We start from the raw sequence: 16192 nt of genomic DNA on the forward strand, positions 1-16192 counted from the left end.
AAAGAACCCTTTATTATTTCCACACATAGATTGTGAAGATAATAAAGGGTTCTTAGTTTAAACTTGATTCGTTATTTAAAGTCAACATAGATTATGCTGAAATAACTTTTCTGCCTTTACGACGTCTGCTCGCTAATACGTTGCGACCATTTTTTGTGCTCATGCGTTTACGGAAACCGTGAACTTTTTGACGTTTACGTTTGTTTGGTTGATACGTTCTTTTCATCTCTTGTTCCACCTCCTGAAATTGTAACTATCCATCAATACATAGACATACTTTGATAGTATACCTAGTATTAGGTAGATTTGTCAATAAATTTTCTGGAATAAATTTTTCTTCTTAATAAAAAAAGTTATCCACAAAATGAAAATGGTTTGGGATAACTTGTGGATAGTTTTTTTAATAACGATCATCTATTTTTACTTTTCTCCCCTCTTTTACACAAAAAAACAGGCTGTTAAAAAGTTATGCACATCCTATTTTAAAAATGTGTATAACTCAAAAAAATGCTTGATTTATAAGCTTTGTTTTACAGATGTTGCTGTGGATAAATGAAATCCTCATGAGAAATCCACTATTTATTTTCTCTTTGTGGATAAGTTTATTCCCCTCTGTGCATTTTTTTTCCACAATTCACAATTTGCCTGTGGAAAAAGTTCTAAAAAAATGCTAAAATTCTATTTGCTTATCTATTTATATTTGCACAGCAATTTTATATAGAAAATTTTATTCCTTTTTGTGAACTTGTCATGAGGTTCAGAAAAAAAACAAAAGCTGGTTATGATAAGGAATATCCTAGTCAACTTTTCTTACTTTTCTGTTTAGCACTGAAAAGAAGCACTACGCTTTTAAATTAAGGAGGTCACTACATGCCCGATATGGAAAGTTTCTGGAAAGATCTAGAAGATACTTACCAATCTGTGTTATCTGCACCAAGTTTTGATGCTTGGATAAAAACGACACAACCATTAAAGCTGGAGAATAACCAATTATGGTTAGAAGTTCCTTCAGCTGTTCATAAGGACTATTGGGAAAAAAATTTAGCTGCGAAAATTGTTGAAACTGGCTTTAAATTAACTGGTGCTGAAGTGATGCCTCACTTTGTTGTTACTGGTGAAAAAGAAACACTGCCAGCCCAGGAAGAAAAAAAAGCGCCTGTAACGCAAGAAAAACTTGATGATCACGGCAAAAAAGCTTTATTAAATCCAAAGTATTCATTTGATACCTTTGTCATCGGAAAAGGAAATCAAATGGCTCATGCCGCAGCATTAGTCGTAGCAGAAGATCCTGGTTCCATTTATAATCCGCTCTTCTTTTATGGTGGGGTTGGGTTAGGAAAAACCCATTTGATGCATGCAATCGGTCATCAAATGTTGCAAAATCAACCCGATGCCAAAGTAAAATATGTCAGCAGCGAAACCTTTACAAATGAGTTCATCAATTCAATCCAAACAAAAAATTCTGAACAATTTAGAAAAGAATATCGAAATGTCGACCTTCTATTAGTTGATGATATTCAATTTCTTGCAGAAAAAGAGGCAACATTGGAAGAATTTTTCCATACTTTTAATGACCTATACAATGAAAACAAGCAAATTGTCTTAACTAGTGATCGACCACCTAATGATATTCCTAAATTACCAGAACGTTTGGTTTCCCGTTTTGCTTGGGGCTTGTCTGTGGATATCACACCACCAGATTTGGAAACCCGAATTGCCATTTTACGGAAAAAAGCCGATGCAGAGCGTCTAGAAATCCCAGACGATACACTTAGTTATATTGCTGGCCAAATCGACTCCAATATTCGGGAATTAGAAGGCGCACTTGTTCGAGTACAAGCCTTTGCTACAATCAATGGCGAAGATATTACTACAAGTCTGGCAGCAGATGCATTGAAATCTTTAAAATCGGTCGGCAGTCAAAATCATCTATCGATCTTACAGATTCAAGAAGAAGTCGCCAAGTATTATCATATCCAATTAAAAGATTTAAAAGGCAAAAAACGGGTGAAATCAATCGTTGTGCCTAGACAAATCTCAATGTATCTTTCTAGAGAGATGACCGATAACTCCTTACCAAAAATCGGTGCCGAGTTTGGCGGAAAAGATCATACAACCGTAATTCATGCTCATGAAAAAATTCAGCAATTAATGGAAAAAGATCCAGCCATTCAAAAAGAAGTGAGCGAAATTAAAAACTTGCTAAATTCATAGCCTGTGGATAAAAAGAAGAAAAAGAAAAAAGTTTTCCACAACTTATGCACAGGTGGAAAACTTATCTTTCATTTCGTTTTTAGACTTTTCCACAGAATTAACAAGCCCTACTACTTTTATTATTTATTTATATATAAATACAAAACTGTCTTAGCAGAATTTACACATATAAAACTAAACGAAAAAGGAGTTCAAGCATTATGAAAGTAACTGTAAAAAGAAATACATTCTTACAAGAATTACAAACGGTTCAACGAGCTATCTCTTCTAAAACAACAATCCCTATTTTAACGGGTGTAAAAATTGTTTTAACAGAAGAAGGCTTATCACTTACAGGTAGTAACGCAGATATCTCTATTGAAAGCTTCTTAAGTCAAGAAGACGAGAAAGCACAAATGACCATTGAATCTACAGGTAGTATCGTTTTACAAGCTCGTTTCTTTGGAGAAATCATCCGTAAATTACCAGAAGAGTTATTCACATTAGAAGTTTTAGAAAACAATCAAGTAGCTATCACTTCAGGAAAAGCTGATTTTACCGTTAATGGTTTGGATGCAGATAATTATCCACATCTTCCTGTTATTGATGCGAAAAATCAAATTCAATTACCTGTCCACCTGTTGACAAAAATTATTAATGAAACAGGCTTCGCTGTTTCTATGCATGAAAGTCGTCCCATTTTAACTGGGGTTCATTTTATTCTAGAAAATCAAAAATTATTGGCTGTTGCAACGGACTCACATCGTTTGAGTCAACGAATTATTCCAATTGAGCAAGCAGCTGAGGATTTCAACATTGTTATTCCAGGAAAAAGCTTAACAGAACTTTCTCGTTCATTTACAAACGAAGAAGAAATGGTTGAAATCAGCATCATGGAAAATCAAGTATTGTTCAAAACACAAAATATGTATTTCTATTCTCGTTTACTTGAAGGAAACTATCCTGACACTAATCGTTTGATTCCAACAAGCTTCAACACAGAAATCGATTTTTATGTACCTGAATTATTATCAGCGATCGATCGTGCATCCTTGTTATCTCATGAAGGACGTAATAATATTGTTCGTTTAGCGATTGCTTCTGATTCTGTTGTCTTATACGGAAACTCTCCAGAAATTGGTAAAGTAGAAGAACCATTGAATTATGAAAAAGTAACGGGTGATCCGTTGGAAATTTCTTTCAACCCAGATTACATGAAAGATGCTTTACGTGCCTTTGGTGATATGAGCATCACGGTTAAATTTATTTCTGCGATCCGTCCATTTACGTTGGAACCGACAGAAACTGATTTAGATTTTATTCAATTGATTACACCTGTTCGTACTAATTAGAACGAAAATAAATAAAATAATAGAGGGAAAATTCATTTTTGATGAGTTTTCTCTCTATTTTCTTGAAAATTACTGAAAAAACTCAATAGAATGAACTTCTAAATTTCAGCTTAAAATGCATTTTAAGGCTTTTTTTATCGTTAGAATATTTTTTGTCGATTGTATTTAAAATTGCTTAGAAACAAAATTAGACGGATAAATTTGTTTTCTGATGTAAAAAAGGGTATAATATTAGAGTGAAAGTGAAAACAAAAAAGAGGGATGCATTTTGAAAAAAACGATTGTTTTAGAGACGGATTTCATGACACTTGGTCAAGTCTTAAAAGAAGTCAATGTTATCGGCAGCGGCGGCCAAGCAAAATGGTATTTAGCTGAAAATAGTGTTTTCGTAGATGGGGAATTAGAGAATCGCCGCGGAAGAAAATTATATGCAGGCATGATGATCGAGATACCTGAAGAAGGTACTTTTTTTATGGTGAAAAAAGGCGAGACAGTCGATGAGACTGAATGAAATCGAGGTACAGCATTATCGTAATTATGATGGGCTGACCTTAGATTTTCCTAAAACATTGAATATCTTTCTAGGAGAAAACGCGCAAGGCAAAACCAATCTGTTAGAAAGTATCTATGTTTTGGCGATGACCCGTAGCCATCGAACAAGTAATGAAAAAGAACTGATTCATTGGGATATTGATTCTGCAAGAATCAGCGGTGTCGTTGAAAAAAAGACGGGTACAGTTCCACTGGAAATCATTATTTCTAATAAAGGTCGTAAAACGAAGGTCAACCACATTGAACAAAAACGCTTGAGTTCATATATCGGTCAATTGAATGTGATTTTATTTGCGCCGGAAGATCTATCCTTAGTCAAGGGCTCACCACAGCTGCGACGTAAATTTATTGATATGGAATTAGGGCAAGTTAATCCAATTTATTTATACGATCTTGTTCAATTTCAGTCTGTCTTAAAACAACGGAATCAATACTTGAAGCAATTAGCTGAAAAAAAACAATCAGATCTTGTTTATTTAGATATCTTAACAGAACAATTGGCGGAATTTGGCGGTAAAGTGCTATTTGCTCGTTTAGAGTTTATCAAAAAATTAGAGCATTGGGCGAATTTGCTCCATAAAAAAATTAGCCATGAAAAAGAAGAATTAGCAATCGAGTATTTTTCAAGTATCCCATTAGACAAAGAAAATGTTTCACTAGAAAAAATTCAAAAGCAGTTGCTGCAAAGCCTTATTGATAGTCGGAAACGAGAGTTGTTTAAAGCGAATACCTTTTTAGGCCCTCATCGAGATGATTTGATTTTCAATGTCAACGGGCAAAATGTTCAGACATATGGTTCACAAGGACAACAACGAACCACGGCGCTTAGCGTAAAGCTTGCGGAAATTGATTTAATGTATTCAGAAACAGGAGAATATCCTGTGTTGTTATTGGATGATGTCATGAGTGAATTAGATAATGAACGACAATTGCACCTACTAGAAACGATTGAAGGAAAGGTTCAGACTTTTTTAACAACCACAAGTTTGGATCATTTAAACAATAAATTAACTGTTGAACCAGATATTTTTTACGTTCATCAGGGAGAGATAGAGAGGGAAGCATCTATATGACAGAAGAAGAAAAAAACATGAAAGAACGTGCACAAGAATATGATGCCAGTCAGATTCAGGTATTAGAAGGTCTTGAAGCTGTTCGTAAACGTCCTGGGATGTACATAGGATCAACAAGTTCAGAAGGTTTACATCACTTAGTTTGGGAGATTGTAGATAATTCCATCGATGAAGCCTTAGCTGGTTTTGCATCAAGTATTCAAGTAATCATTGAACCAGATAACAGTATTACAGTTATCGATGATGGTCGTGGAATCCCAGTCGATATTCAAGTAAAAACTGGACGCCCAGCCGTAGAGACTGTCTTTACTGTACTTCATGCCGGAGGAAAATTCGGCGGTGGTGGATATAAAGTTTCTGGTGGACTTCACGGGGTTGGTTCTTCCGTAGTTAATGCTTTGTCGACAACTTTAGATGTAAAAGTCTACAAAGACGGCAAAGTGTATTATCAAGAATTTCAACGAGGTGCCGTAATCAATGATTTGAAAGTCATTGAGGATACTGATCGTCACGGAACCACCGTCCATTTTGTACCTGATCCAGAAATTTTTACAGAAACGACAGTTTTTAACTTTGATAAGTTAGCAACACGTGTTCGAGAGTTGGCTTTTTTGAATAAAGGTCTAAAAATTTCTATTGAGGATAAGCGTGAAGAAACGCCTGTTTTAAAAGAGTTCCATTATGAAGGCGGGATTAAGAGTTATGTTGAGCATCTAAATGCCAATAAAGAGGTATTATTCCCAGAACCGATATTTATCGAAGGGGAACAACAAGATATTACTGTTGAAGTATCGATGCAATACACAGATGGTTATCACTCTAACTTGTTGAGTTTTGCGAACAATATTCATACTTATGAAGGCGGAACCCATGAATCTGGATTCAAAACATCGTTAACACGTGTGATCAATGATTACGCTCGTAAACAAAAGATCATGAAAGAAAACGATGAAAATCTAACAGGGGAAGATGTTCGTGAAGGACTGACAGCTGTTATTTCCATCAAACATCCAGAGCCTCAATTTGAAGGACAAACCAAAACAAAACTAGGAAATTCAGAAGTTCGGACAGTAACTGACCGCCTATTTTCTGAGTATTTCAATAAATTCTTGATGGAAAACCCAACCGTTGGGAAACAAATCGTAGAAAAAGGTCTATTAGCTTCTAAAGCACGACTAGCAGCGAAGCGTGCACGTGAAGTGACTCGTCGTAAAGGCGCACTTGAAATCAGTAATTTACCTGGTAAATTAGCCGATTGTTCAAGTAAAGATCCTGAAAAATGCGAAATCTTTATCGTCGAAGGAGATTCAGCCGGCGGTTCAGCAAAACAAGGACGTAGCCGTGAATTCCAAGCCATTTTACCAATTCGTGGGAAAATCTTAAATGTTGAAAAAGCAACTATGGATAAAATTTTAGCCAATGAAGAAATTCGTTCACTATTTACAGCGATGGGTACAGGATTTGGTGCTGATTTTGATGTATCTAAAGCTCGTTACCACAAATTAGTCATCATGACCGATGCCGATGTCGATGGCGCGCATATCCGTACCCTACTCTTGACGCTTTTCTATCGTTTTATGCGTCCTGTTGTTGAAGCTGGTTACGTTTATATCGCGCAACCGCCTTTATATGGGGTCAAACAAGGGAAAAATATCACTTACGTACAGCCAGGAAAAAATGCTGAAGAAGAATTAGCTAAAATTTTAGAATCTTTACCAGCAAGTCCTAAACCAAGCGTTCAGCGGTATAAAGGTCTTGGGGAGATGGATGATCATCAATTATGGGAAACAACGATGGACCCTGAAAGACGTTTGATGTCACGTGTTAGTGTTGATGATGCGATTGAAGCCGATCAAATTTTTGAAATGCTGATGGGAGACCGCGTTGAACCACGCCGAGCATTTATTGAAGAAAATGCCCATTACGTGAAGAATCTAGATATCTAATGAAGAAGAAAAACCTCTATCCTTTGAGTAAAACGAATGAGGGATAAGGATGTCAGACCTACAAATTTAAAGGAGACAAATTCATGAGTGAAGAAATGAAAGAGAACATTCAAGACGTCAATCTGACCAGTGAAATGAAAGAATCCTTCATTGATTATGCAATGAGCGTTATCGTAGCCCGTGCGCTGCCAGATGTCCGTGATGGGTTAAAGCCCGTTCACCGTCGTATTTTATACGGAATGAATGAGTTAGGCGTAACACCTGATAAACCACATAAAAAATCTGCCCGTGTCGTAGGGGACGTAATGGGTAAGTATCATCCCCATGGAGATTCATCAATTTACGAAGCCATGGTGCGGATGGCCCAACCCTTTAGTTATCGTAGTATGTTAGTAGATGGTCACGGAAACTTTGGTTCTGTCGATGGGGATGGAGCAGCGGCAATGCGTTATACCGAAGCAAGAATGAGTAAAATTGCGTTGGAAATGCTCCGTGATATCAACAAAGATACAGTTGATTTTCATGGTAACTATGATGATTCTGAGCAAGAACCAGATGTATTACCAGCCCGTTTCCCTAACCTTTTAGTTAACGGAACAACAGGGATTGCGGTTGGGATGGCGACAAATATCCCACCACATAATTTAACTGAGGTCATTGAAGCAGTTGGCTTATTGATGGAAAACCCAGACGTTACAACGAATGAATTGATGGAAGTACTCCCTGGACCTGACTTTCCGACAGGTGGTCTAGTGATGGGGAAATCCGGTATTCGTCGCGCATATGAAACAGGCCGCGGCTCAATAACTGTTCGGGCAAAAGTGGATATCACTGAAATGCCGAATGGGAAAGAGCGGATCTTAGTATCTGAATTACCTTATATGGTCAACAAAGCGAAATTAATCGAACGAATTTCTGAATTGCATCGTGAAAAACGGATTGAAGGAATCACTGATTTACGTGATGAATCTTCTCGTGAGGGGATGCGTATTGTCATTGACGTTCGCCGTGATGTGAGTGCTTCAGTTATTTTGAACAATTTATATAAAATGACTGCATTGCAAACTTCTTTTGGTTTTAATATGTTAGCCATCGAAAAAGGTGTACCGAAGATTCTAAGCTTGAAACAAATTCTTGAAAACTACGTAGAACACCAAAAAGTAGTTATCACACGTCGTACTGAATTTGATAAGAAAAAAGCAGAATCGCGTGCACATATCTTAGAAGGTTTACGTATTGCGTTAGATCACATTGATGAAATCATTTCAATTATTCGAAATTCAAGAGCAGATGATGAAGCTAAAGCGTCATTAATCGAACGTTTTGAATTTTCAGATCGTCAAGCGCAAGCAATCCTAGACATGCGTTTACGTAGCTTAACAGGTTTGCAGCGAGACAAGGTCGAAAACGAATACCAAGAGTTATTAAAACTTATTGCTGATTTGAATGATATTTTAGCGCGTCCAGAACGTGTGGTAGAAATCATCAAAACGGAACTAGGCGAAATTCGTGATAAATACGGTGATGCTCGTCGTACTGAACTATTAGTCGGTGAAGTATTAAGTCTAGAAGACGAAGATTTGATTGAGGAAGCGGAAGTAGTTATTACCTTAACAAATAATGGCTATATCAAACGTGTAGCAAATAGCGAATTTAGAGCACAACGTCGTGGTGGACGTGGGGTTCAAGGAATGGGTGTCCATGATGATGACTTCGTGAAAAACCTGGTTTCTTGTTCAACGCATGACACATTGCTATTCTTTACAAATAACGGTAAAGTGTATCGTGCCAAAGGATATGAAATTCCAGAATACGGCAGAACGGCTAAAGGAATTCCAGTAATCAATATGCTAGGGATCGACTCTAGTGAGAAAATCCAAGCAATCATCGCTGTTGAAGGACAAGCAGAAGAAGGACACTATCTATTCTTCACGACCCGTAAAGGGACTGTTAAACGTACAGCTGTTAAAGCATTCTCTAATATTAGAAGTAATGGTTTGATTGCGATCGGTTTAAAAGAAGATGATGAGTTAGTCAATGTTGTCTTAACGAATGGTGAACAAAATATGATCATTGGAACACATAATGGTTATTCTGTGACCTTTGCTGAAACAGCCGTCCGTGATATGGGACGTACTGCATCAGGTGTACGCGGTATTCGTCTAAGAGAAGATGATTACGTCGTAGGAGCCTCTTTACTGGACGCTGACACGGAAGTTCTAGTGTTGACGGAAAATGGATACGGGAAGCGTACAAAAGCCTCTGAGTACCCTGTGAAGGGCCGTGGCGGTAAAGGAATCAAGACAGCAAACATTACAGCGAAAAATGGTCCGTTAGCAGGACTTACAACTGTTCGTGGGGACGAAGATATTTTAGTAATCACAAATAAAGGTGTAATTATTCGTTTCAACGTAGATTCAGTTTCTCAAACAGGACGTGCTACATTAGGTGTCCGTTTGATGAGAATGGAAGAAGATGCAAAAGTTGTTACGATGGCTGTAGTTGAGCCAGAGCCAGAAGAAGAACTTGTAGAAGAAGTTGAAGGTGTGGAAACAACAATTGTTGAAACAGAAACACCAGATGCTGATACAACGGAAGAATAATCAAAAATTCGAACAAAGCGTGTGAAAAAGAAAGGGAGGGTAAGACAAAAGTAAAAAAATACTTTTGCTTTACCCTCCCTTTCCGCTTATTTTCCGAAGTATAAATTTCACTTATCTATAAAAAATTTATTAGCATTTTATTTGTTTTGAAAAAAAGTGTGTTTATAATAGAAAGTAATAAGAAGTATGAGGTGAAGAGATGATACAAGAAAAATTATTACTGTCTAAAACTTTTTCAAAGCAATTGAACATTGGAACCGCATTATCAAACTTCATCGAAAGCATCCTCGATATATTTGGAGAGAAGACAACTGTTTTTGAACGTAGACCGATTACCTTTTCGGAATATTTTTATGTTGAATTAATTACTTTTTCCAATGGCTTTCAAGTCCGAACCAGTCTTGAAAGAGATCCGGAAACGTTTGAAATAAAAGCAACTGCATATTCTGAACCGAATCATGGTTATTTATCCAATCTGTCTTTGGAAGAATTGAGTATTATGCGTTCACTTGTAAAACAAGAAAGAGAATTGATTATAAATCAAAAGTATTCCACAGTAGATCAAAATGAACTAGACATTGTTTCGTCATTGTTGATGAAATTAAAAATAATAACTGGAGAAATTATCTAGGTTTACTCCGAGAAATAAGAATAAGTTGTTTCCACTGTCCTTTGATGCACAGGGAAGCTATAGATCAGAAGAATAACTGAACTATAGCTTCCCTGTTTATTTGTGTTGTAAATAAACGTAAGTGTTATTCTTCCAAAAGCTCATCTTATCCTCCTCATTTAACCAATTGTTTAGTAAAGAACAAGAGGAATGATTTGAATATTTTTTTGAAAGTAGTTGGCAATTAAATGAAAAAAAGCATATATATAATTAGTTGAAGAATGGCTGTTAGTACCAACTAATAGACATTTTTTAGTTTTTATCCATTAATAAGAATCCTTTTTATGTGTATTTTTTACGGTTTTTCTTCTCGTAATTTTTTATTTTTGTTATTTATTGTTTTGTAAATTTACTTTATAATATAAACTTAACATTAAAAAAAGAAAACATTGCTTTTGGATTTGTTTTAATTTATCATTAGATAGTATTTTTGTATATTGGGCTACTTATACTAGATTTCAAAGGTTGAAGTGGTTAATTGTGGGTATGTTCTTAAATAGACTAAAAAAAGTAGATCATTTTTTTATGAGGCCACGCTCTTTACTGATCTGACAAAGATGTTTCAGCCCATTTAAGGCAAATGTTAAACAAATTTAGCAATCATCAAATACTAGATTTGAATAGCATAATGAAAAATGAACAGAATGGAGGGATTAAATGGGAAATGGAAGGGAACAAATGAGAAACATTGAATGAATCTGCGAGAAATGTAGAACAAGTATATGGAGGAGACACTGCTATAAATAAGGAGTTAGAGGTAAATGGTTAAATTAAAAAAAAGTTTTCAAAGAAAAGAAAAAAAGTATGCACTTACTGAAGAAATGTATCATAAATTAAGAGAAAAAGTATCACCTTATATGCAAGAAGATGAGTATGGTCTTCATACAATTCTTTCTGTTTATTTTGATACAAAATGCTACAAAATGATTCGTCATTCAATAAGTAAGCCGCTTTATAAAGAGAAGTTTCGAATGAGATGTTACGGTGTTCCTAAAGAAGATTCAACTGTTTTTTTAGAAATAAAAAAGAAAGTCCAAGGTGTTGTTTATAAAAGAAGAATAGCGTTGACGTACTCAGCAGCTAAAGAATATATCAAGAATTCTCAATCAGTTGAATTATTGGATAGGAAAGATCAGCAAATAAAACAAGAAATAGATTGGGTAATGACACAAAATAACTTGGAGTCAAAAGTCATGATCGCCTACGATCGACGAGCCTTATTTGATTCTAGTGATGAGGATTTTCGAATTACGTTTGATTTTAATATTCGATACAAAAAAGAATGTTTGACAGGTGAGTTAATTGACATAGGAGACCGTGTCGCACCTGAAATTGATGTATTGATGGAAGTCAAAGCTTTAGGCGCTTATCCTATTTGGTTCTCTAATATATTAGCAGAATTAATGATTTATCCCACATCATTTTCGAAATATGCTCAAACATATCAACGTTATTTATATTGTAAGGAGGATTTTAATTATGTTGTCTAGTTTATTGGTGGAAAGTTCAACAGCAGGAGCTACAGTGGATTTGTCATTTCGTAAGCTGTTGATTTGTATTAGTGCGTCTATTTTATTAGGTATTCTAGTAGCCTGTGTTCATATGTATAGAAATGTCTATAGTAAAAATTTTGTTATAACCTTGGCAGCACTACCGACATTGGTTCAATTAGTCATTATATTAGTAAACGGTAATTTAGGTACAGGTGTAGCTGTTTTAGGTGCTTTTAGTTTGATAAGATTTCGTTCGGTTGCAGGAGGTGCTCGGGAAATTACGAGTATTTTTTGGTCAATGGGGATTGGTTTAGCAACAGGAATGGGGTATGTGACATACATTGTATTATTTTCGTTTGTAATTGCTTGTTTTTTAATTATTTTGAATACATTGAGTTTTGGTGAGAAACAAAAAATCACAGAACGAGAATTAAAAATCACGATTCCAGAAGATTTGGATTATCCAGGATTATTTGATGATTTATTTCAAAAATACACGTATTATGCAACATTAAATTCAGTTAAAACAACAACAATGGGTAGTTTGTATGAGTTACGTTATCGAGTGATGTTAAAAGATCAACAAGATGAAAAAGAATTATTAGATGCACTACGAGTAAGAAATGGGAATTTGACCATTGTTTCTGGAAAAGTTTCTACGAATAGAGATGAGTTGTAGGTCAGAAATAAATTATTTGATAGTTGGGGTAAAACAATTTTTAATTAGGGGTGCTATATGAAAAATATAAACGTGTTGTCAAAGATGATCACTAAATGTTATCTGCTAGTTTTATGTTTGTTGATCTTACCGATTCATGGATTTGCTGAAGAGCAAGAGTCGGTAGAAGAAGAAAGTGTTAACGCCCAAGAGAGTGATTTGGATAATTTTAATGCTGTGCAAAGTTCATTTTCTCTTGAAAATAATCGCTTTATAATAAAAAAAGAAGTTTCTATTGCTACAGGAAAAGATGATGGGAAAGTTAACAAAAGTTCAGTCAACTTAACTAGTAGTAGATTGGACCTTCACGGACCAGCGCAATTTGATACGTATCTTCGATTTAGAGACTTATCCATTCCAGAAGATGCTGAAATCAAAGAAGCTTATTTAATTTTTTCAGCTAGAAATGCGTCTAATAAACCGACCAATTTAAGTATTTTTGGTGAAATTGGTGAAGGTCTTGAGTTTGGTACGCAAGTAGCTTCTTTTACAAGTAGAACAATGAGCCAAAATGTTGCGCAAATGAGTGCACCGGATAATATCGTTGCTAATCAGAATGTCACAACGGTAAGTCTTCTTGCTATTGTAAATGAGATGAGAGCAAGTAATACCTCTCTTAAAAATAGTGTATTTAAAGTAGTTGGAGATGGGCAAGGTTCACTTATTGCACATTCTTTTGAAGCGAATGCTCAACTAGCACCAAAATTGGTTATTGAATATGAATCTGCTTTTGGAGAAACAGTCAATGCTATTGATACACCTAAAAATATTGCGGAAGAATACGGAGCAGCGCAGTATGTAACACAGGGAGGCAATTTAGAAATTGGAGGATATTTTTCTAATTCATTGACGCCAGGTAATAAGCAGATTACGGGATTTCGTTTCAATAATGTACAACTTCCAAAAGAAGCAGAGATTGAAGAAGCCTACCTGGAATTTGTTACCTCTGTAACGACTAAGAATAATGCTGTTTCTGCTATGGAAATTCGTGCTGAGACAGGTGATGCTAAAGAGTATCAAAGTACGGCTAAAAACATTAGCAATCGATCATATGGGCAATTAGTCACACGATATGATCAAAAAGCGTTTATAAATCGTAAAGAAGTGGTTCGAACAGCGGATCTTAGTGATTTAATCAATGAACAACGACTAAATGGCTGGAACTCCGGAAATGCTTTGGCATTTAAAGTTGATGGAAATAATTTTATTGGGAGCGTGTATTCTTCTGGTAAAGAAACAGCCCCAAAATTGGTGATCCGTTATAAATATAATGCCTCACCGCCGTTGTTTAATAACGTAATTACTGATGCTAAAGCAATTGATCAAGTGTTTATCAATGAAGTTTCTTCTGAAGGAACAAAGGAGTCTAAAGATACTTGGATCGAACTTTATAACAATAATGACCAAGCTGTTTTATTAGATAAGAATGTTTATATAACGAACAAAAAGAAACAAGCTGAGCTTAATAAACTAATTATCCCAGCGAAAGATCATCGCGTTCTTTATCTGGATAAAAAACCAGAACGAGGCAATGATCACCTTGCTTTTGAATTAAGTGCTCAAGGAGAGGTCAATCTTTTAGAAAAAAGCCAAGGGAAGGATAGAGTGATAGATACTCTTGCCTTTGTAAAACAAAAATATAATCAAACCTATGGCCGAAAGCCAGACGGTAGCTCTAATATGACACTTTTAAATACGCCGACATTCAATTATTCCAATAATGAAGCAAAAGCAGACGCAACCTTGACTTTTGATCATGAACGAGGAATTTATGAAACTGGTTTTAGCCTTTCATTAACAGCAGATCCAGGATTAACCATTGCTTATACACTAGATGGCAGTGATCCAACAAAAACGAATGGTCAAACATATACTGGACCCATTGCAATTACGCAAACATGTGTAGTAAAAGCAGTAGCTTTTGATAATGACAGAACAACCGAGGTAAGTAGTCATACATTTGTTTTACAGGATAACTATAAAAATGAAAAAGCAAGTGGAATAAAATGGCGATACAAACAAATTGTTACGGAAGAAGAATATGCTACTTCATTGAAACAATTCCCGATTATTTCTGTAACAAGCGATTTAAAAAAACTAGATAAAAATAAGGATGCAATCGGTACTTTTGAATACATTGATGCACATTTGAAAAAGGGCAATAAGAATTACGTCAGCTCAGCTGCAAGTAAAAAATACGGGCAGTTTAGTGCCAATCAAGAAAATTCAGGAGTAACAGTCAAATTTAATCGTAATGCAAATACTAAAAAAGCCAAGTTCTCCTTTTTTGAACCATATCCTAACGATGCTTTTCCTGTAGTGAACAAGTTTGCAAGACTTAAACTAAAGGAAGGACAAGATGGACCCCAAAATGATATTTATAACTTAGGCTACAATCGTTATGATGAAAAAGTAACCAACACTCTTGCAAAAGACATGAAAAAGTTGGCGCTGGATTCCCGTTACGTTCATTATTTTTACAATGGAAGCTATATGGGCTTAAAAACATTGAAGGAAGATTTTGGGGAGAAAATGTTTGAAGAGTACTTTGGTGGAAACGATACAGACTATACTAAAATCAGATTCCAAGATGGCAGTTTCCCAAGTGGTACGATTGAAAGCGAAGATGCGGCGATTAAGGCACGTGTAACAGCTATTATTAAAACCAAAGATTTTCAAGAAGCGAAACAGTATATAGATGTCGATGATTTTATTAAAACACAAATTCTGTTTATGTTTGTCGATACAGAAAGAGAAATAGATGCGGTTATTGGAAATGCCACAGTGCACGGTGATCCCAATGCAACGAAGATGATGTTTAATGTGAATGATACAGATGGCGCTTTTCATAATAATAATTTAACTGGAACAAGTCAATCTAGCTTAATTGGAGGTGGCGGTACCTATCGTTATAAATGGAACAGTGACACCACTTCAAGAAAAGGTGCGGGCGGTATGTTTGGTGTTTTTTCTGGCGATAGCACCAACCCTGCTGTAGGAAATTTAGAATTTAAAACCCTTGTTAAAGATCAAGTTCTTCAACAAATCGGTCCTACTAAAGGAGATTTTAGAGGAGCAAAAGGCGCGCCTCTTTCTGTTGATAATGTACAGCGTGTAATCAAAGAGAATATAAAAGAACTAGAACTTCCGTATAAATTAGACGCAGCGTTTATGGCAACGAGAAAAACAATTTATACAGACTGGTTGAAACAACAAGAGAAGGTTATTCCCCAAGTGGAGGATCGCGTAAAATTCTCTCTTCAAATGTGGCAAAAATACAATATGGCGCACACATTAGATCCTGTTGAAATCATCAAAGAAAATAATCAGTTGATTCTTAAGAATAAAAATGCAAAAACAGAAGCATATTATACGTTAGATGGCACGGATCCGATGGGGCCAGATGGAGTTGTCTCAGAACGTGCTGTGAAGTTTGATGCACAAGCTGTTGTGAGTGATCAGGCACTTATTACAGTTCGAGCGTTCCAATCGAATAATTGGGGACCAATCAGCAGGTCTTTAAACTAGCAAATATTTAGAGATAAAAGGAGTTATGGATTTACTAGGCTTTAATAAAAAAACGCTATGGAAA

11 protein-coding genes are annotated in these 16192 nt (G+C 35.7%); 10 read left to right on the forward strand and 1 reads right to left on the reverse strand.

Features of this window, described 5'->3' with window-relative positions; genetic code table 11:
• Positions 1 to 91: 91 nt before the first annotated feature.
• On the reverse strand, positions 92 to 226 hold the full coding sequence (rpmH, locus tag A5880_RS07735; RefSeq protein WP_010762140.1) for a 50S ribosomal protein L34: 135 nt from the start codon (positions 224 to 226) through the stop codon (positions 92 to 94).
• A gap of 644 nt (positions 227 to 870) precedes the next feature.
• Here rpmH and dnaA point away from each other — a divergent pair.
• From dnaA to A5880_RS07785, 10 genes are all read left to right on the forward strand, one after another.
• Positions 871 to 2214: a chromosomal replication initiator protein DnaA gene (gene dnaA, locus A5880_RS07740; protein ID WP_086330406.1), complete on the forward strand. Its 1344-nt coding sequence runs from the start codon at positions 871 to 873 to the stop codon at positions 2212 to 2214.
• Between the two features lie 200 nt (positions 2215 to 2414).
• Positions 2415 to 3545: a DNA polymerase III subunit beta gene (dnaN, locus tag A5880_RS07745; RefSeq protein WP_086330407.1), complete on the forward strand. Its 1131-nt coding sequence runs from the start codon at positions 2415 to 2417 to the stop codon at positions 3543 to 3545.
• Between the two features lie 268 nt (positions 3546 to 3813).
• Positions 3814 to 4056, forward strand: coding sequence for a S4 domain-containing protein YaaA (gene yaaA / locus A5880_RS07750; protein WP_086330408.1), 243 nt, complete (start codon positions 3814 to 3816; stop codon positions 4054 to 4056).
• Positions 4043 to 5170: a DNA replication/repair protein RecF gene (gene recF, locus A5880_RS07755; protein WP_086330409.1), complete on the forward strand. Its 1128-nt coding sequence runs from the start codon at positions 4043 to 4045 to the stop codon at positions 5168 to 5170. Before yaaA ends, recF begins: the two co-directional genes overlap by 14 nt.
• Positions 5167 to 7116 carry a DNA topoisomerase (ATP-hydrolyzing) subunit B gene (gene gyrB, locus A5880_RS07760; RefSeq protein ID WP_086330410.1) on the forward strand — a complete coding sequence of 650 codons (1950 nt, stop codon included), beginning with the start codon at positions 5167 to 5169 and terminating at the stop codon, positions 7114 to 7116. Before recF ends, gyrB begins: the two co-directional genes overlap by 4 nt.
• 83 nt (positions 7117 to 7199) lie before the next feature.
• On the forward strand, positions 7200 to 9719 hold the full coding sequence (gene gyrA, locus A5880_RS07765; protein ID WP_086330411.1) for a DNA gyrase subunit A: 2520 nt from the start codon (positions 7200 to 7202) through the stop codon (positions 9717 to 9719).
• Positions 9720 to 9918: 199 nt separating this feature from the next.
• Positions 9919 to 10350 carry a hypothetical protein gene (locus A5880_RS07770; protein ID WP_086330412.1) on the forward strand — a complete coding sequence of 144 codons (432 nt, stop codon included), beginning with the start codon at positions 9919 to 9921 and terminating at the stop codon, positions 10348 to 10350.
• 800 nt (positions 10351 to 11150) lie between these two features.
• Complete coding sequence (locus tag A5880_RS07775) at positions 11151 to 11879, forward strand: polyphosphate polymerase domain-containing protein (RefSeq protein ID WP_086330413.1); 729 nt, start codon at positions 11151 to 11153, stop codon at positions 11877 to 11879.
• On the forward strand, positions 11869 to 12561 hold the full coding sequence (locus A5880_RS07780) for a DUF4956 domain-containing protein (RefSeq protein ID WP_086330414.1): 693 nt from the start codon (positions 11869 to 11871) through the stop codon (positions 12559 to 12561). The genes A5880_RS07775 and A5880_RS07780 overlap by 11 nt, the downstream gene beginning before the upstream one ends.
• Positions 12562 to 12618: 57 nt before the next feature.
• Positions 12619 to 16128 carry an FN3 associated domain-containing protein gene (locus tag A5880_RS07785; protein ID WP_086330415.1) on the forward strand — a complete coding sequence of 1170 codons (3510 nt, stop codon included), beginning with the start codon at positions 12619 to 12621 and terminating at the stop codon, positions 16126 to 16128.
• Positions 16129 to 16192 lie beyond the last annotated feature (64 nt).

The organism is Enterococcus sp. 4G2_DIV0659 (assembly GCF_002140715.2).
Taxonomy (GTDB): domain Bacteria; phylum Bacillota; class Bacilli; order Lactobacillales; family Enterococcaceae; genus Enterococcus_L; species Enterococcus_L mansonii.

Coding starts and splice junctions, on each gene's coding strand:
- rpmH (WP_010762140.1), bottom strand. CDS start 226: ATGAAAAGAACGTATCAACCAAACAAACGTAAACGTCAAAAAGTTCAC.
- A5880_RS07785 (WP_086330415.1), top strand. CDS start 12,619: ATGAAAAATATAAACGTGTTGTCAAAGATGATCACTAAATGTTATCTG.
- recF (WP_086330409.1), top strand. CDS start 4,043: ATGAGACTGAATGAAATCGAGGTACAGCATTATCGTAATTATGATGGG.
- A5880_RS07780 (WP_086330414.1), top strand. CDS start 11,869: ATGTTGTCTAGTTTATTGGTGGAAAGTTCAACAGCAGGAGCTACAGTG.
- dnaA (WP_086330406.1), top strand. CDS start 871: ATGCCCGATATGGAAAGTTTCTGGAAAGATCTAGAAGATACTTACCAA.
- A5880_RS07775 (WP_086330413.1), top strand. CDS start 11,151: ATGGTTAAATTAAAAAAAAGTTTTCAAAGAAAAGAAAAAAAGTATGCA.
- A5880_RS07770 (WP_086330412.1), top strand. CDS start 9,919: ATGATACAAGAAAAATTATTACTGTCTAAAACTTTTTCAAAGCAATTG.
- gyrA (WP_086330411.1), top strand. CDS start 7,200: ATGAGTGAAGAAATGAAAGAGAACATTCAAGACGTCAATCTGACCAGT.
- gyrB (WP_086330410.1), top strand. CDS start 5,167: ATGACAGAAGAAGAAAAAAACATGAAAGAACGTGCACAAGAATATGAT.
- dnaN (WP_086330407.1), top strand. CDS start 2,415: ATGAAAGTAACTGTAAAAAGAAATACATTCTTACAAGAATTACAAACG.